The organism is Rhodococcus sp. Q, assembly GCF_005503035.1.
Taxonomy (GTDB): Bacteria; Actinomycetota; Actinomycetes; order Mycobacteriales; family Mycobacteriaceae; genus Rhodococcus_G.
Map to the genome: position 1 here is coordinate 15,963 of NZ_SCOY01000020.1, position 16,955 is coordinate 32,917.

At 66.9% G+C, this 16,955-nt stretch carries 18 protein-coding genes; 9 read left to right on the top strand and 9 right to left on the bottom strand.

Going from position 1 to position 16,955, the window contains the following annotated elements:
* The first annotated feature begins 134 nt into the window (after nt 1-134).
* Entirely contained in the window at nt 135-1,064 is a 930-nt protein-coding gene (locus FFS72_RS17800; RefSeq protein ID WP_137875169.1) for an LLM class F420-dependent oxidoreductase, read from the top strand.
* Nucleotides 1,065-1,146: 82 nt separating this feature from the next.
* On the opposite strand, the gene FFS72_RS17805 is transcribed toward FFS72_RS17800, so the two are convergent.
* Both FFS72_RS17805 and FFS72_RS17810 read right to left on the bottom strand, forming a co-directional pair.
* Nucleotides 1,147-1,743: an Rv1733c family protein gene (locus FFS72_RS17805; protein WP_137875170.1), complete on the bottom strand. Its 597-nt coding sequence runs from the start codon at nt 1,741-1,743 to the stop codon at nt 1,147-1,149.
* A gap of 119 nt (nt 1,744-1,862) precedes the next feature.
* Entirely contained in the window at nt 1,863-3,002 is a 1,140-nt protein-coding gene (locus FFS72_RS17810) for an acyltransferase family protein (RefSeq protein WP_137875171.1), read from the bottom strand.
* A gap of 175 nt (nt 3,003-3,177) precedes the next feature.
* Here FFS72_RS17810 and FFS72_RS17815 point away from each other — a divergent pair, with 175 nt between their 5' ends.
* The 4 genes from FFS72_RS17815 (at nt 3,178) to FFS72_RS17830 (ending at nt 6,389) form a co-directional block, all read left to right on the top strand.
* Complete coding sequence (locus FFS72_RS17815) at nt 3,178-3,801, top strand: superoxide dismutase (RefSeq protein ID WP_137875172.1); 624 nt, start codon at nt 3,178-3,180, stop codon at nt 3,799-3,801.
* A gap of 106 nt (nt 3,802-3,907) precedes the next feature.
* Nucleotides 3,908-4,732, top strand: a complete 825-nt coding sequence (locus FFS72_RS17820; RefSeq protein WP_137875173.1) for an SMP-30/gluconolactonase/LRE family protein — start codon at nt 3,908-3,910, stop codon at nt 4,730-4,732.
* Nucleotides 4,733-4,853: 121 nt separating this feature from the next.
* Nucleotides 4,854-5,399: a peptidase gene (locus tag FFS72_RS17825; RefSeq protein WP_137875236.1), complete on the top strand. Its 546-nt coding sequence runs from the start codon at nt 4,854-4,856 to the stop codon at nt 5,397-5,399.
* A gap of 276 nt (nt 5,400-5,675) precedes the next feature.
* The gene (locus FFS72_RS17830) at nt 5,676-6,389 is read left to right on the top strand and encodes a TMEM165/GDT1 family protein (RefSeq protein ID WP_137875174.1); all 714 of its coding nucleotides are present in this window, start codon (nt 5,676-5,678) and stop codon (nt 6,387-6,389) included.
* A gap of 135 nt (nt 6,390-6,524) precedes the next feature.
* On the opposite strand, the gene FFS72_RS17835 is transcribed toward FFS72_RS17830, so the two are convergent.
* Nucleotides 6,525-7,268, bottom strand: coding sequence for a hypothetical protein (locus FFS72_RS17835; RefSeq protein ID WP_137875175.1), 744 nt, complete (start codon nt 7,266-7,268; stop codon nt 6,525-6,527).
* A 1,113-nt stretch (nt 7,269-8,381) separates the two neighbouring features.
* Here FFS72_RS17835 and FFS72_RS26665 point away from each other — a divergent pair.
* On the top strand, nt 8,382-8,546 hold the full coding sequence (locus tag FFS72_RS26665) for a hypothetical protein (RefSeq protein WP_212744370.1): 165 nt from the start codon (nt 8,382-8,384) through the stop codon (nt 8,544-8,546).
* A gap of 280 nt (nt 8,547-8,826) precedes the next feature.
* Here the strand turns inward: FFS72_RS26665 and FFS72_RS17845 are convergent, their stop codons facing one another.
* From FFS72_RS17845 to FFS72_RS17870, 6 genes are all read right to left on the bottom strand, one after another.
* A complete protein-coding gene (locus FFS72_RS17845; protein WP_137875176.1) occupies nt 8,827-9,369 on the bottom strand; it encodes a YaeQ family protein in 543 nt (180 codons plus the stop codon).
* Between the two features lie 237 nt (nt 9,370-9,606).
* On the bottom strand, nt 9,607-10,515 hold the full coding sequence (locus FFS72_RS17850; RefSeq protein ID WP_137875177.1) for a hypothetical protein: 909 nt from the start codon (nt 10,513-10,515) through the stop codon (nt 9,607-9,609).
* Between the two features lie 97 nt (nt 10,516-10,612).
* Complete coding sequence (locus tag FFS72_RS17855) at nt 10,613-11,383, bottom strand: hypothetical protein (RefSeq protein ID WP_137875178.1); 771 nt, start codon at nt 11,381-11,383, stop codon at nt 10,613-10,615.
* 62 nt (nt 11,384-11,445) lie between these two features.
* Nucleotides 11,446-12,105, bottom strand: a complete 660-nt coding sequence (locus tag FFS72_RS17860; RefSeq protein WP_137875179.1) for a hypothetical protein — start codon at nt 12,103-12,105, stop codon at nt 11,446-11,448.
* Between the two features lie 160 nt (nt 12,106-12,265).
* Nucleotides 12,266-12,892: an ankyrin repeat domain-containing protein gene (locus FFS72_RS17865; protein ID WP_137875237.1), complete on the bottom strand. Its 627-nt coding sequence runs from the start codon at nt 12,890-12,892 to the stop codon at nt 12,266-12,268.
* A gap of 119 nt (nt 12,893-13,011) precedes the next feature.
* A complete protein-coding gene (locus tag FFS72_RS17870; RefSeq protein ID WP_137875180.1) occupies nt 13,012-13,602 on the bottom strand; it encodes a GlcG/HbpS family heme-binding protein in 591 nt (196 codons plus the stop codon).
* A 141-nt stretch (nt 13,603-13,743) separates the two neighbouring features.
* On the opposite strand from FFS72_RS17870, the gene FFS72_RS17875 reads away from it, so the two are divergent.
* The 3 genes from FFS72_RS17875 to FFS72_RS17885 all read left to right on the top strand — a co-directional run bounded on the left by FFS72_RS17875 (nt 13,744) and on the right by FFS72_RS17885 (nt 16,947).
* Nucleotides 13,744-14,889 carry a sensor histidine kinase gene (locus tag FFS72_RS17875; protein ID WP_137875181.1) on the top strand — a complete coding sequence of 382 codons (1,146 nt, stop codon included), beginning with the start codon at nt 13,744-13,746 and terminating at the stop codon, nt 14,887-14,889.
* Nucleotides 14,886-15,506: a response regulator gene (locus tag FFS72_RS17880; protein WP_137875182.1), complete on the top strand. Its 621-nt coding sequence runs from the start codon at nt 14,886-14,888 to the stop codon at nt 15,504-15,506. The genes FFS72_RS17875 and FFS72_RS17880 overlap by 4 nt, the downstream gene beginning before the upstream one ends.
* Nucleotides 15,507-15,696: 190 nt before the next feature.
* A complete protein-coding gene (locus FFS72_RS17885; protein WP_249353385.1) occupies nt 15,697-16,947 on the top strand; it encodes a lipase family protein in 1,251 nt (416 codons plus the stop codon).
* Nucleotides 16,948-16,955: the final 8 nt, after the last annotated feature.

Below are 16,955 nucleotides of genomic sequence, written 5' to 3' on the forward strand. Positions count from 1 at the left end.
TTTTCCGGAACAGGCTGTGACTCAAGCCACACTTTGTCCACCGAGTTATCCACAGTCTCCACAGTGTTGTTCACAGATAGTGCACAACACTACGAGCGCGGCGGCACTCCCCGGCATCGGGCAGAGTTGACGGCATGGAACTGCGTATCTTCACCGAACCCCAACAGGGCGCAACCTACGAACAACTGCTGCGGGTCGCCCAGACCGCCGAACAACTCGGATACGGCGCGTTCTTCCGCTCCGACCACTACCTGGCGATGAACTCGGACGGCCTTCCCGGACCGACGGACGCCTGGATCACCCTCGCAGGCATCGCCCGCGAAACGTCCACCATCCGCCTCGGAACCCTCGTCACCTCCGCGACGTTCCGCCACCCCGGCCCCCTCGCGATCACCGTCGCGCAGGTCGACGCGATGAGCGGCGGCCGCGTCGACTTCGGTCTCGGCGCGGGCTGGTACGAGGAGGAACACCTCGCCTACGGCATCCCGTTCCCGCCGCTGAAGGAACGCTTCGACCGCCTCGAGGACGCACTCGCCGTCATCACCGGCATGTGGAAGACGCCGATCGGAGACACGTTCTCCTACGACGGAGCCCACCACCGCATCGTCGACTCCCCCGCACTCCCGAAGCCCCACCAGCACGCCGGGCCGCCGATCCTCATCGGAGGCAACGGCCGCAAACGCACCCCCGAACTGGCCGCCCGGTACGCCGACGAATTCAACGTGCCGTTCGGCTCGCTCGACGCGACGACCACCCAGTTCGAGCGGGTGCGCAGCGCCTGCCGCGCCGTCGACCGCGACCCCGGCGAACTCGTCTACTCCAACGCGCTCGTCCTGTGCTGCGGCCGGAACGACGCCGAGATCGCGAGTCGCGCCGCCGCCATCGGGCGCGAGGTCGACGAACTGCGCACCAACGGTCTCGCCGGCTCGCCCGCCGAACTGGTCGACAAGATCGGCCGGTACGCCGAACTCGGCTCGACCCGCATCTACCTGCAGACCCTCGACCTGGGCGACCTCGACCAGCTCGAGCTCGTCGCGTCCGAGGTCATGCCGCAGCTCGGCTGACAGCTCCCCGCGCTCTTTCCTGAATGGCCCATTCATTCGGTTCGACTGAATGAATGGGCCATTCAGGAAGAAGGCGGTGAATTCAATGCGAGGTGGCGGACCCGAGGAAGGCTCGAATGTCCGCGCTCCACTGCCTCCGCCTGCGGCGGTCGAGGAGGGCGCGGACTCCGAGGAAAGCAGTGGTCGCGACGAGGGCGACGGACGTCCAGGTGAAGAGGCCGACCATCACTCCGGCCGTGGCCACGGCGGTGTCGGTGATGGGCGGAGCGGCGAGGTTCCCGTCGGCGTCGACCCAGATCGCCACTTCGGTACCTGCCGGGGCTTCGGCGTCCACGGGCACGTCGCCGCGGTGGGGGCGCTCGTCGACGACCCACCTCGCGGGCGCGGAGTCGATGCTGACGGGTACGGAGTCGGAGGCGAGGGGCTGGCTGGTGGCGTCCTCGACGGTGGTGGCCACGATCTGCCGATGATCACGGGCTTGCTGTTCGGCGAGCGCCGACTGCTGGTCCCGGGCGGCGCCGCCGAGCCACACGGAGAGGGGGATCGTCACCACGAGGAGGAGCAGGAGGCCGACGGCGAGCAGCGCTTCGAGGCGGTCGGGGTGTCTGCGAAGGGGGTCGTGTCGGAGGCGCAGCGATCGCCGCGTCAGTGCCGCGTAGTCGCACACATCCCGCCACATGTGAGCCCCTCCTGGTCACTTGTTCATCAGACCCTTGTTTCAGAGTCGACCTGGTCGCGACCAAGATCAAGCGGTTTCGGGAGCGATCACATGTGGCGTGGGTCACTACCGCCGGGGAGCTATGCGGGGTCCGCGACCTCGGACTTGTCCCGAACGGTCGGTTTCGGGTTGCCGACGCGGGAGGCCAGCGACCCGATCCAGCGTCCCGCGGGCACTTCGACCAGCTTGTAGAGCAGTTCCGACGCGACGGCGGTGGCCGCGAGGAACACGATGACCGCACCGGTCTTGCCGAGCGCACCGACAGCCAGGTCGTATGCCCGGTACAGGATCAGGGTGTGCAGCAGGTAGATGGCGTAGCTGCGGGTGCCGGTCCACCGGACCACCGACCAGTGTGCGATCGGTCCGTCGTAGCGCGCGAGGACGAGGACCGCGGCGGCCACGACGGCGATCGTCCACAGGTAGCGGTCGCCTGCCCAGTAGGCACGGATGTCGGTGGCGATGAGCACTACCTCGGCCTGCGCGAGTGCGGCGACGACGAGCCATCGCCAGCTCGCCATCGACGTCCACGCCATGTAGATGATCTGGCCGAGGAACACGGCGGGAAGGGTGGCCGCGACCTTGGTGAGCATCGGAACCGAGTACGGCTGTGGGATGTACACGTTGTAGAGCAGGACGCCGATGCACAGGACGGCGCCGAGGATCGGCACGGCGATCGGTGCCCGCCGCAGCAGGGGCCGGGTCGCGACGCTGTACAGGTAGAAGGTGATCTGCACGACGAGCGTCCACGTCACGCCGAGTACCGCGACCTCGGGTGTGAGGAAAAATCCCCCGAGGACGAAGCTGAGCGCAGATTGCCCGTAGGTGATGCCGTCCTGTCCGCTGAACATGCCGTTGATGCCGAGTGTGACCAGCAGGATCGCGAGCGCCACGGCGATCCAGAGGGCGGGCAGCAAGCGTCCGATGCGGTTGACGAGGAATCGGCTCGGTGCGGTGCGGGCGACGGACGCAGTCAACAGCAGCCCGGTGAGCATCATGAAGACAGCGACACCGAGGAACGACAGGTGCTGGTTGAGCTTCACACCGTCGACCAGGGTTTCGTAGACGACGTCGATCACCCACCATCCGGTGCCGAGGTCGTCGATCAGGTAGTACGAGATGTGGGAGTACAGGACCGCAAGGACGGCGAGCGTCCGCAGGAGATTCGCCCCGCCGAATCGGAGTCGCGTCCCCTGGGACGGGGCGACGGTCGGCTCGGGCATCACGCAAGTTTAAGGTTTCGTTCACCTCGTGTACGAATTCCGGGCAGTCCCGACCGTTGGGCGCCTGATCGCAAATATTGCGAAGGGTGTACCAATGAGTTTGGGTTAGAGCCCGAGCAAGGATCGAAGAAGGTACATGCCGGGCGTCACCCGCGCCCGTAAGGAAGGGACCGAAGTGTCTGTCTACTCGCTGCCTGAACTGCCCTACGACTACGCAGCTCTCGAGCCGCACATCTCCGGCAAGATCATGGAGTTGCACCACGACAAGCACCACGCCGCATACGTCGCCGGCGCCAACACCGCCCTCGAGAAGCTCGCTGAGCTGCGCGAAGCCGACGCGCTCGCTCCTGTGGTGAACCTGCACGAGAAGAACCTCGCGTTCCACCTCGGCGGCCACACCAACCACACCGTCTTCTGGAACAACCTGTCCCCGGACGGTGGCGACAAGCCGGAGGGTGAGCTGGCCGCGGCGATCGACGACCAGTTCGGCAGCTTCGACGCGTTCCGCAGCCACTTCTCCGCGAACGCCAACGCCATCCAGGGCTCCGGCTGGTCCATCCTGGCCTGGGATTCGATCGGCCAGCGGCTGATCATCGTCCAGCTGTACGACCAGCAGGGCAACATCTCCATCGGCCTGGTCCCGCTGCTCCTGCTCGACATGTGGGAGCACGCCTTCTACCTGGACTACCAGAACGTCAAGGGCGACTACGTCAAGGCTTTCTGGAACATCGTCAACTGGGCGGACGTCGCTGCGCGCTTCGAGAAGGCCCGCACCGCGACCGCAGGTCTCATCGCCTGACATTCGGCTCGTCGGATCGCCGCACCCGGTCTTCGGGTGCGGCGATTCGTTTTTTCGGGGGGCTCGGGGGTGTCTCGGAGCGGTCGTCCGGTCGTATCGTGAAGGGGTGACCGTGACGGTGGACACACTTGTCGACGGGCTCGCCTACCCGGTGGGTGCGTGCTGGCACGACGGCCGGATCTGGTTCTCCGACCACGGTGCGGGGACCGTGATGGCACTCGACCTCGACGGCGGCACCCTGAACACCGTGGCCGAAGTCGTCGGACTGCCCGCTGGCCTGGGCTTTCTTCCCGACGGACGGCTACTGATCGCATCCAGCAACGACCATCTGCTGATACGTCGCGAGGTCGACGGCAGCCTGGTCATTCACGCCGACCTCGACGGCGTCGCGACCCGCCCACTCGCGGGCCTGTACGTGGACGAGTCCGGCCGCGCGTACGTGGGCAGCCGCGGGGACGACGCGTCGACGGCGGACCTCGCCATGATCGAACCCGACGGGACCGTGCACGACGTTGCCAGCTCGCTGACGTGCGCGGGCGGCATCGTGGTCGGCTCGGACAGGGTGACGCTGACCGTTGCGGAGAGCCGCTCGGCGCCGCCGCGCCTGACGGCGTTCACCATCGCCCCGGACGGCAGCCTCGAGCAGCAGCGGGTGTTCGCGGAGTTCGAGGAGTCCGCGCGCCCGGAGGGGCTGGCGATCGATGCGGAGGACGGAATCTGGGCGGCGTCCGTCACCACGGACGAGGTGCTGAGGCTCGACGCGGGCGGCCGGGTCACCGACCGCCTGCCGGTGCCGGGTCCGCACTCTCTGGCGTTGGGCGGCGCGGACGGGCGTGACCTCTTCGTGTGCACTCTGCGCACTCCCGAGTGGTCGGCGGAGGACATGGTGGGGGCCGTGCTGCGCCTGCGCGTCGGGGTTGCCGGAACGTGACGTCCGAGCCACGTGGGCCGGCGCCTTCGTGGGCTCGCTGGCACTCGACCCGAGTTGTCTGCCAGCCGTTTTGGGCGCATCCTTGAGGTATCTGCCGGCAGCGTCGCCGGGTCGAGCGACGATGGCAGGAGGCGTGGTCGTGAGCAGGAACGAATACATCGGGGTCTCACCCTTCCATGCCGCCGGGATGCTGCGGGGGTTCGTCATCTCAGGACGCTGGCCGGACACCACGAAGGAATGGGCACAGTTGCTCGTCCTTGCCGTCCGGGTGGCGTCCATCCCGGGGTTGCTCTCCACGTCAACGGTTTTCGGAGCACACGAGCAGCTGCCGGACGATCCGGAGCCGGGCACAGTCGGACTGGTGCTGGCAGAAGGTCCGGTGATCGGCGAATCAGCGGTCAGCCCTGGGTATTTCGCGGATCGGCAGCCGCCGGCGCTGATGATGCTGCATCCACCGTCGGAGACGGTGCCCTCGCTGCCGGAGTGCACGGGCGCCGCGTCGGGGTGCCTACTCTTGCCGGGCCTGCCGTATCTGGGCCTCGATCATCGCGCGGCCTGGGTGGAGACGGAGGCGGACGGCACGGTCACGTCGATGATCAGCCGGGTCAGCCTCGATCCGAACAGCGATCCCGACACCGCAATTTTGGCGATGTTGCTCGCCGCTTGAGCGGGTACGGAATCTGAAAGTTCGGGTGTCCAAACTTGTTGTGGTACTTGGCAAGTTGTCCAGTTCTGGGTATTCTTTCGGCTAGCGAAGGGGAGTAGCCCCCAATCGAGCAGTCGACATACTGGCTTGGACCTCGGAAGTTTCGGCGACGGAGGTCCGCCCGGCTGCCCGAACCGGTTGTCACCGGTGGGCGAGACCTTCGGCCGTAGGCGCACCCCGCGTCCGCGGCCGGAGGAGCGTTCCCAACATCCTCCGATACGAAACGGAGGATCACCCGTGCTTGCCGCACTGCTGTTGAGTTTCGGCGTCATCTTCGTCGCCGAACTGGGCGACAAGTCCCAGCTGATGGCGATGACGTTCGCCTTGCGTTACCGCTGGTGGGTCGTCATCGGCGGCATCACCGTCGCCACCACCGTCGTCCACCTCGTCTCGGTTGCCGTCGGGCATTCCCTCGGCGCGGCCCTGCCGACGACGCTCATCAGCATTCTCGGCGGTATCGCGTTCATCGGCTTCGCGGCGTGGACGCTGCGCGGTGACAGCCTCAGCGACGAGGAGCAGGGCAAGGCCGGCCGCGTCGGCACCTCCGCGTTCCTGGCCGTCGCCTCCGCGTTCTTCCTCGCCGAACTCGGCGACAAGACGATGCTCGCGACGATCACCCTCGCGGCCGACAACGACTGGGTCGGCGTGTGGATCGGCTCGACGATCGGCATGGTCGCGGCCGATGCATTGGCCATCATCGTCGGCGCGGTCCTCGGCAAGCACTTGCCGGAACGGTTCATCCAATGGGGCGCCGCGACACTGTTTCTCGTGTTCGGCGTGATGCTGCTGCTCGACGGACTGTTCCCCGGCAGCCCGGCCGGACCGATCGCGGCGGCATCGATCCTCGGGATCGCGGCCATGACGGGAGGCATCCGATACGCGCTTGCCCGGCGGGCCGCAGCCTTGCCCGCCCAGGAGGGGCCTGCACCTCTCGACCATCAGGCACGCTGAACAGCATCCAGTCCAACCGCCCGCCACGCCACCCATGAGGTGACGTGGCGGGCGTCTGGGATTGGCTGCGTTCCCGGCGTTCCGACGCCCTATCGGTCTAGGAGACCCGCAGTCCCCTCTACCGATCGACCGGCGTCAGGAACCCGATGAACCGAACACGACGCCTCCGAGCGCGGTGCTTCCCAGCGCCACGCTCCCCAACGGACCTTCCATGAAGTCCTGGTGTTCCCGGGTGTTCCCCGTCGCTGCCCATTGCCCCGACACCGGGGAGTCCGTGCCGGTGAACCCGACCCGGCTGGCACCGTCCTCACCCACCTCGGTGACCACATAGGTCATCGTCACATCGAGCGTGTCCATCGTTTCGTCGTTCGGGATCACCCAGCCATCACCGGGCGCCGTGATCGTGACATCCCCGGTGACCGGATCGACCTCAGTAGTCACGTCCAGCCGCCTCGACCCCTCGTGCACCTCGACTGCCCGGAACTCGAAGCCGCGCGGAACATGGTGCGCGATGGTGGTGACGACCCGGTCCGGTTGCGAGGCGGGGACGTCGTTGCGGTCGAGGGGAAACTCGAGCGAGAACCACATATCGAACTCGACCACCTCACCCGGTGCGGCCCCAGCGGGTCCTCGATAGCCCAGATAGGCTTCCCCGACCTTCGACACGGAGAAGAACTCCTCGTCGTCACAGGGCATCAGGACTTCTTCAAGGGTAGGCAAATGGGGGAACCATGGCCCTACTTGCGGTGGGCAGGGCCTGTCCGAATGGCCGCTGCTCGAAAGTGCTCCCGCAGTTCCCATCCCTACCGTCATCCCACCCGCAGCAATCGTCAGCGCCGCGAGCATCACCCCACCCGCGCGCACCAGATGTCCACCCATCGACAATCCCCTCCGTTGGTTGACAGGACCGGCCCCTCGCCCGCCCCGACTACCCGGCGACTGTAGATGGTGAAACTGGCCCCCACCGCAAATCCCCACAATCTCTTTTCCGCAGGTCAAAGCGTTAATCGCTTCCCGAAGAGGAAACCCGATACCGCCGCTGACCGGAGACCGACCCAACCCCGAAACGCCGGTGCCACCGCTGCCGGCGGGGTCGCTGGGCGCCGTCCCATGACTCAAACGGTTCATCCAATGAGGCACCGCGACAATACTTCCCGCCTGCATCGCGCTTCTGATTCTCGACGGACATTCTCCCGGCAGCCCGGCCGGACCGGCCGCCGCGGCTTCGATCCTCGGGATCGACACGCTCGCGGGAATGGTGCACTGGGCCCGGCCCCGCGGATCCGACACCCTACCGGCCGAGGAGACGCAAGAGTCCCTCGACCGGTAGAGAATTCCGGCTGCCGTTGTCGCTTGTCCGGCTCACCGGGTGACGGTTCGGCCCTACCCCGAGATCCCGGACAACGGCCCGGCCGAGGACCCCGGATCAGCTTCGCCCCGCAACCATTCTTCCATGTAATCCACAGGGGTCACGCAGGTGAGGCCGCAGCCCCACGTAAGGTACCCCATGTCCAGGGAGCCCACCCCCACCAGCGCGATGACGGCGCTGCCCGCAACAATTTCTTCAGGCTCGGCGAGTGTCCAGGCTGACGCCGTACCAGAGCCGAGTGCCACACCCCCACCGAGCAGAGCCGTAGCAACAACGACAGACGCACCGCGGCGCGCCAGAGTTCCGAACATGAACATCCCCTTGTTCAACGAACGTGATGACGGGACGTCCACACCCATCGGAACGCCCCCCGACGGCGCCAGCATAACGCCCGGCAATCCCCCCGACACCGGAATCGGTAACCCGGCACATCCGCAGTTAAAGCGTTGTACACAAACAGTTTTGGGCCGCCGACAGTGACCGGGTCGGCGTGTGGATCGGCTCAACAATCGGCAGGGTCACGGCCGATGCTCTCGCCATCGTCGTCGACGCGATCCTCGGCAGGCACCTGCCCGAGAAGGCGCATCCAATAGTGCTTCGCACCAATGCTTCTCGATTTCGGCGTGCTTCTACTCCTCGACGGACGTTCCCCCGGCAGCCCGGCCGGGCCGGTCGCCGCCGCCTCGATCCTTGCGATCGTCGCGCTCGAGGGAATCGGGCACTGGGCCTGGTCCCGCGGATCCGACGCCCTACCGGCCGAGGAGACGCAAGAGTCCCTCAGCCGGTAGAGAATTTCGGGCTGCCGTTGTCGCTTGTCCGGCTCACCGGGCGGCGGTTCGGATCTACCCCGAGATCCCAGACAACGGCCCAGCTGTGGACCCCGGATCAGCTTGCCCTGCACCCAGCCACGATTGCCCGCTCCGCGTAGGTGACCGATGGGTCACATCGATTCGGAATCGATGGATTCCTTCGCCAGGTCACGGCGTTAGACGTTGGGCCCTTCTTTCCCCGGCCCGCATTGGACGCCGCTGGGGCTGCCCCGACTTCACGCCATGCGGGCGGACCCGACTACACGAATCGATGCTCCTCGATCGGCGTACTGAAACCGGTTCCGTTCAGTTCGAGGAACAGCGACCGTTCGGTGACGGAGAGGGTGGCGGTGTTCCGGCGCTCGACGGCAGCGGACGCGGCATCGACGAACGGGCGGTCGAAGCTGTAGAGCGGAATGTCCTCAGCGTGGTGGATGCGCTTACCGGTGAGCTGGGCCAGCACCTTCGCCGGGTCGCGGTGGGTGTAGATGGCGACGCGGTCGGCAAGTTTGGCAGCGCGGTGGATACGGTCGGCGTCGGGTGCGCCGATGTCGATCCAGACGGTGAGGCGGCCGGTGAGGTCGCGGACGAGGACCGCGGGTTCATCGGTGGCAGAGACCCCACCGTCGCTGAAGGCGATGCCGTCCTCGTATTCGAGACAGTAGGCGAGCAGCCGCGTCAGCATGAACTCGGCGGTTTCGGAAGGATGGCGGGCGACCCGCAACTCCAGATCCTGATAGACGCCGCGATCGACGTCCGCCAACTGGACGACGAAGGTGTGAATAGTTGCGCTGAGTGCCATGAGAGCAGCAGCTTAACCCGATCACCGTCACCGAAGTTGACGGCCTCCTGCATCGCGGCCGCATCCATCTTCCCGATCCCATCGCTCGCGGGAGTCGTGCACTGGGCCAGGCGCCGGTCCGCCCCCGGGCCGATCGAAGGGGGTCGCGCACCCCTCGACCGGCCCGAGCACTCGAACTCCGGTGCAAACAGGGTTCCGGACTGCGGTCGAGGGGCTCCCCTCGACCGCAGTCGGCCGTCAGGAACCGGCGACGCTATCGAAGATCTCGGAGCTGCCCACGGAGCTACCGGAAGCGATGGAAGCGACAGGTTCAGGCAGGACCCGAGTCTCGCCTGTCTGCACCCAATCCGACGACGGGACACCCGTGCCGCTGAATCGCACAGCGGACTCTCCCCGATAGACGTACTCGGTCGCTTCGAAGTTCAGCTTCACACCGATTCCTCGCGAATGGTAAACACCATTCGCCGCCTGGAACCGGGGTATCGTCCACCCGTTCGTCGGAGCCGTGGCGGTGACATCGCCGGTGGCCGGGTCCACTACGAATGTCGCGTCAAACACCTGTGTTGGCCCGGAACTCACCTCACCACCGGTGAACACGAACCCGCGTGGGACTCGGACTGTCGCGCTGGTGATTTGCGTTTCCGGCTCCTTACTCAAGTCGACTCCATAGGGTGGGCTCTCCCAGAGGTACGCCGTGATTTGAGCGGTGTCACCAAGATTCAGTTCGTTGGGGCCGTCGAGATCCACTTTGATGTTCCCGACGGTGACCATCCCATTGTCGAACCGCCCGTCGTCACACGGCATGTTGTCCTGCGAGACCGGTTCGCAGGGAGGAAATCCGGTGATGGTAAGGTCATAAAGAAGATCCCCGACCGACCCTTGGAACCCGTCTTCCGACGACTGTGCACCCGCGGAACCCACACCGGCCAGCGCACCACCCGCGACAATCGTCAATGCCGCGAGCACCGCCCCGCCCGTACGCGCCACATGTCCTGCCATCGCCATACTCTCCCTCCGTGCCGGGAAGCCGACGACCCCGATGCCCGCCCCGTCCCCGACAGCCCTCGCAGCGTAGATGATCGCACCAGCACAGAACCACGAATCACCACCCAGATTTGCGCAGGTCACAGCGTTAAACAGCACCATCACAAACAACGCTGCACCCCGCGCCTCTCCCCGTGCGCGCGGAGAAACGCCACCACCGGCCGACGAGCACACGAACCCCTCGACCGGTGAGCGGAGATCAGGAGCCCGAACTCCCGGTGCCTTCACCGTCCGCCGACACTCGGATGTGCTTCGACACCACCAACCCCCGGGAATCCGGGACATTGGTACCGGTGAACGTGAAGCCGTGGACACTGTCCTTGGCCTGCTCAGGCGCCTTGAAGGTGAAGCCGACGCGGACGCTGCCGCCATCGAACCTGTTGGCGTCCATCCCCGGCCACATCGGCCAACCGCCGTCAGGTGCGTTGACTGTGATGCTGCCTGTCTCGGGATCCACGACCACGGTCGAATCCAATTGGACTACAAGGCCATCCTGATTCGACCACGGCGTGTATCCGGTCACGTTGACTCTCACGAACTCGAAACCCTGGGGAGGCTGGAGAGTGACGCTGGTGACGTCCACAGTGTGTTCGGGGTCCGCGACGTCGAAGGCGGCTTCCTTCGCCTTGATCACCGCACCGAACGAGACCTCCGCACCGGGCGCCACCTCACTTGCCGCGTTGTACGTGGCAAGATAGTCACCGTGTGTCGCCTGCACCTGGTTGCCGTCGAGATAGCAGGGACCCGGATCCGGTGCGTCCGTAGGTGACTGCTTCGTCCTACAGGGACGCAGCCCGTCCAGCGCCTCGTCCAACCACGATGGGGTCGACCCGGCACTCCCCGTCGAACTGCCGAAGATGATCGCATCCCCCGCCGCAGTTCCCGATCCGAGTACCACCCCACCCGCGACGACGGTCAGCGCCGTAAATGCCGCCCCGCCCACGCGCGCTACTCGCCCACCAGTCCTCATGTCTTCTCCTCCGATAGTCACGGTCGCCGACGGCGACACCTTCTGTGCTGCAGCCGAATCGATCAGGATTCCGAGCTTCCGACGAACGCGGGATCGACAACTCCGGGGAAGGTCGCCCCCTCTGCCACCCACTCATCGGAGGCAGGGACTTTCGGGCCGGTGAAGGTGATGTGGCTGCGGATGAATTCGTCCGTGATGGGCTTGGCCACTCGGTAGTGGATGTTGACGTACACGATGCCTCCGGCCGCCCGGCTGGGAACAGCCCAACCGTCACTTGGGGCCGTGACAGTGACATCGCCCGTTTCGGAATCGACAACCGCCGACGACTCCAGGAACTTGACCGGATAGACACCGGGTGCTTGCTCGTACGACGTGACATCGGCACCGGTGAAGGTGAACCCCTCGGGCGCGCGGTGCGTGACGGAGTCGACCACGGCCCCCTGGCTCAAGCCCTCGCCGAAAGGGACTCCCAATTCGGCGGTGAACGTGACGTCCTGCCCAGCCACGGCGTAGTACGGGCCCATGTATTTGATCGCGATGTCACCGCGGCTCCCGTAGCCGAGCTGTGTCTCGCCGCCGCAGCCTCCCTCGATCAGGGAGCACGCCTCGTCGCTGCTACCCGCGCTACCCGCGGCATTCGCCACACCCGCCGCCGCACCGCTCGCGGCGACGGTCAGCATCGCCAGAATCGCGACACCCCCACGCGCCAGATTTCCGGCCATTGACGAACTCCCCTTCCGTGCCGGACAACCGACGTACACCGTGTCCGCCTCGCCCCCGACAGCCTGCCCACCATAGGGGCAGATCAGCCACGCCACAGGGGAATCGGCTATCCGATCAGCTGCACGTCGAAGAGTCGAATGCTATGCGGATCGGCACCAGTCACGGCGCCGCCAGAAGTGCGGCGACCTCGCGTTGACCCCGCTGCTGCGCGTTCTGCAACGCGGTGCGTCCGCGGTCGTCATGGATCGACGGGTCGGCGCCCGCGTCGAGTAGTTGCCCGACGACGTCGACGTACCGGGACGAGCCGTCACCGTAGACGACGGCCTCCTGCAGCGCCGTCCACCCGGGATCGTTGACGTGATTCACCGGCACCCCGGCCCGGATGAGCGTCCGAACGGTCTCCCCGTAGCCGTGCTCCGACGCCGGGATCAGTGCGGTTCCACCGAACCTGTTGAGGCTCTGCACATCCGCACCGTGGGCGAGGGTGAGAGCGAGGATCTCGTCCAGCCCCTCTGCGCCCGCGTAGAGGAACGCCGAGTCCTGCATGTCGTCCTTCGCGTTCACGTCGGCTCCGGCTTCGATCAGTGCGCTCGCCGCCGCCACGGCGTTCGCCTTCGTTGCCGTCACCAACGGGGTCCGACCCCCACCTCCCCTGGCTTCGATGCTCGCGCCCTGGGCCAGCGCTTCCCGCACTCCGTCCACGTCGTTCGCGGCAGAGGCGTCGAACAGCGCCTCCTCGGCCTCCTTCGTCGAGACGTCCCGTGTCGGTGAGGATTCCGCCGACACCGTTCCAGCTTCCGACACCGATGTCGCCGGGGAAGGGTTGGTTCCGTCGGGTATTCCGCTCCCGCAACCGGATGCGACCAGAACGGTCCCGATCAGCGCCGCAGCCAGGGGCGCGGCCCTCACTTCAGACTTCCCTCGATCGCTGCGAGACCGGCGGCGGCGCAGGCCTGATCGGCGTTTCCGTCGGGCGCGCCGCCGACCCCGATGCCGGCGATCGAGGCGTTCCCGACCTTGACCGTCACACCGCCGGGGAGGAACAGAGTTCCCGGCAGGTCGGCGACCGTCGGACCGTCACCCTTCGCGCGTCCGGCGAGATCGGAGGTGTTCGCGCCGAATGCCGCTGCGGTGTAGCCCTTCTGCCGCGATGCGTCGACCGTGTGTTCGGCGGCGTTGTCACCGCGCAGCATGGCCTGGACGTTTCCTGCGCGGTCGACGACCGAGACGGTCACGAACCCGAGTCCGTCCGCCTTGCACTGCGCCAGCGCGGCCTGAGCGGCGCGTCCGGCGGTGTCCACGGACAGGCGGGTGGCGCTCACCGTTCCCCCGTCACTGCCGTTGGGCTGCTGCTGCGACACCGCGGCCGGAGTGACCTGCGTGGCACTCTCGGCGGCCGCGCCGTCCTCGGTCGAGCCGCACGCGGTGACGGCGAGCAGGGTGAGCGCGGGAACTGTGATCGCAAGGACGCGAGGCACACGACGGGAGAGAGACATGGTCGAGCCTTTCGGGTGACGTTGTTCGGTCGACATCGAGCCTGACGCCCACCCCACGGCGTAGGCATCGATCGCCCGGGTGGCGCGACATCATCCGAATGGCCGATCCGCGCCCGCGCCGTGGTCCGTAGGATCGACGAGATGCAGGTCAATGCGGCGTTCCGAGGACCGATCGGTCTCGCGATCCACGCCTCCTTCTATCTGTTGCTCGCGGCGTCCACCGCCCGCTACCTCACCTATCACGGGGTCAACGGGCGATGGGTGATCGTCGCGGCGCTCGTTCTGGTCCTCGCCGCGCTGTATGCGGTGGTCGTCGTGCTGTCGCGCCGAGGATCGGTGTGGCAGCCGTGGGTGTGGCCGGTGCTGACGACGTGGGTGGCGCTGGTGTGGCTGGCGCCGAGCTTCGCATGGTCGGCGTTCCCGATCTTCTTCCTGTGCACGAGTGCGTTCCCCCGTCGGCTCGCCTATCCCGTGGTCGCGGCGCTGGCCTTGTTCGCGGGCATCGAGTTCTCGTCGTTCAGTGGACGGACCGAATGGCCGGTGCTGTTGGCGCCGCTGTGCACGGGCGCTCTGATCGTCCTCGCGTTCGGGCAGGTGCAGCGCGAAAGCGCCGAGCGGGAACGGTTGCTCGGCGAACTCGTCGAGGCGAAGTCGCGTCTGGCCGATACGGAACGGGAAGCGGGGGCACTGGCGGAACGGGAACGGATCGCGCGCGAAATCCACGACACCGTCACCCAGGGACTCACCAGCGCGCTCCTGCACCTGGAGGCCGCCGACGAACTGTGGGACGGCCCGGACTCGAAGGCCCGCAGTGAGGTTCGAATCGCGACGGTGTCGCTGCGGGAGAACCTCGGAGAGACACGCGATCTGGTGCACTACCTCGGTTCGCCCGACCTCGAGGCGCTCGACGCGGCACTCTTGGCCGCGGCGCGGGGGTACATCCCGTCCGCACAATTCCAGGTGGTGGGCGATCCGGTGTCACTGCCGCCCGACGTCCGGCATGCACTGCTGCGGATAACGCAGAGCGCGGTGTCGAACGTCCGCAGGCACGCGCGGGCGGACACCGTCGGGGTGACCCTGACCTACCTACCCGACGCGGTGGCACTGGACATCTTCGACGACGGCGTCGGGTTCGACGTCGACGAGGACAACGGATTCGGGCTGCGCGCGATGCGTCAGCGGGTCGAGGCCCTCGGCGGTACGTTCGGGGTCGAGAGCGCACCCGGCGAGGGCACCGTTGTCGCGGTGCAGATCCCGACCGGTTCGACGCAGGGGGGCCGGCTGTGATTTCGGTGTTGCTCGTCGACGACCACGTGGTGGTGCGTGCCGGGCTGCGTGCCCTACTGGATTCGCAACCCGACATCGAGGTGATCGGTGAGGCCGAGAGCGGGGAGGACGCCGTCGCGCTCGCCGTCGAGCGCTCCCCCGACCTGGTGACGATGGACCTGGCGCTGGGGGCTGGAATCGACGGTGTCGAGGCGATCCGCCGCATCCGCGCCGCCCGACCCGAGCAGCCGGTGCTGGTCTTCACCACCTACGACACCGATGCGGACGTGGTGCGCTCGCTCGATGCAGGCGCGATCGGCTACCTGCTCAAGGATTCCGCGCCGCGTGACCTGTTCGCCGCGATCCGGGGGGCCGTCGCGGGACAGAGCGTGCTGTCGCCGCCGGTCGCGGCGCGGGTACTCGAGAAGATGCGTCGCCCCGATCAGGCGTTGACGGCCCGCGAGGCGGAACTGTTGACGCTGCTGGCCGAGGGCCTGACGAACCGGGAACTCGGACGCCGACTGCACATCAGCGAGGCCACGGTGAAGACCCATCTGGCGCACATCTACGCGAAGCTCGGCGTCGACTCCCGGGCTGCGGCCGTGTCGATCGCGCTGCGGCGGGACGGTATCCGCTGACGCAACCGAAACCTGACACTCGCCATTTTCATGTCCAGTTTGCTCTTGTGGGGCCACCTACCGGCGGGTAACCTTCCGACCCGACGTGACGCCCGTCACGCCCACAGGGGAGGTCGAGCAGGTGCAGATGCAGAGAACGCGGTCGGCAAGGGCAGCACGGTTGGTCGCGGCGGTATCGGTGGCGACGGCGGTGACCGTGGGATTCGTCCCTGCCGCCCAGGCCGCTACCGACCCCTTCTACAGCTCCCCGGGCGGCACCCCGCTCGCGGCACTCGACCCCGGAACCGTGGTCGCGACCCGAACCATGCCGTACCACGTCGTCGGCATCTCGATGCCCGTCACCGCTGTGCAGCTCGTCTACCGGACGACCGACGCGCAGGGCAGGCCGGCCACCAACGTCACGTCGGTGCTCAAGCCACCGACCGGATTCGATCCGACCAAAGCCGTTGCCTACCAGTCCTTCTACGATTCCCTCAATCCCGAGCACAGTCCGTCGCGTGCGATCGCAGGCGATGTCAGCTTCGGTGGTGCGATCAACGCATCGGAGGCGCAGTTCCTCGCAGCGCTGCTGGCCCAGGGGTATTCGGTCATCGTCGCCGACACCGAGGGGCAGCAGGCCGACTTCGCTGCCGGCCCCGAGTACGGCATGAACACCCTCGACTCCATTCGCGCCGCGACCCGTTCCGCGGAGACGGGACTCGACGCCGACACCCGCGTCGGACTGTTCGGCTACTCCGGCGGCGCCATCGCGACGAACTGGGCTGCGGCACTCGCGCCCGGCTACGCACCCGATGTCAACGACAGGCTCGTCGGCGCCGCCGAGGCCGGCGTGCTCGTGAACCCGGCCCGCAATCTGACCTACATCAACGGCAGCGTCGGCTGGTCCGGAGTCGCGCTGATGGCGATCGCGGGCGTCGCGCGGTCCTACGACATCGACTTCAGCGAGTACCTCAACGACCACGGACAGCGCCTGTTCGACAACATCCAGGACGCGTCGATCGCCAATGTGCTGTTCCAGTACCCGGGGCTGACATGGCAGCAGATGGTGAGGCCGGAGTACGCCGATCCCGCCAGCGTCGCGCCGTTCATGGACGCGGCTCGCAAGGTGAACCTCGGCGAGGCCCCGACCCCGACAATCCCGATGTTCATCGGCCAGGGCGCGGGCGGCACGTTGGAGGGCACGCCCGGCGACAAGCCGAACGTCGGTCCGGGTGACGGCGTCATGATCGCCGGCGACGTGCGTTCTCTCGCCAATCAGTATTGCGCCGATGGCAATCCGCAGATCAAGTACACCCAGTACGACGCACTCAGCCACGTTCCGACCATGCTGGCGTGGTCGGTGGAGGCGTTCGGCTGGCTGAACGACCGCTTCGCCGACCTGCCCGCACCCACGAACTGCGGCGCCATCACGCCGGGGAACGACCTGGTGACCCGACCGTAAGTGTGCTT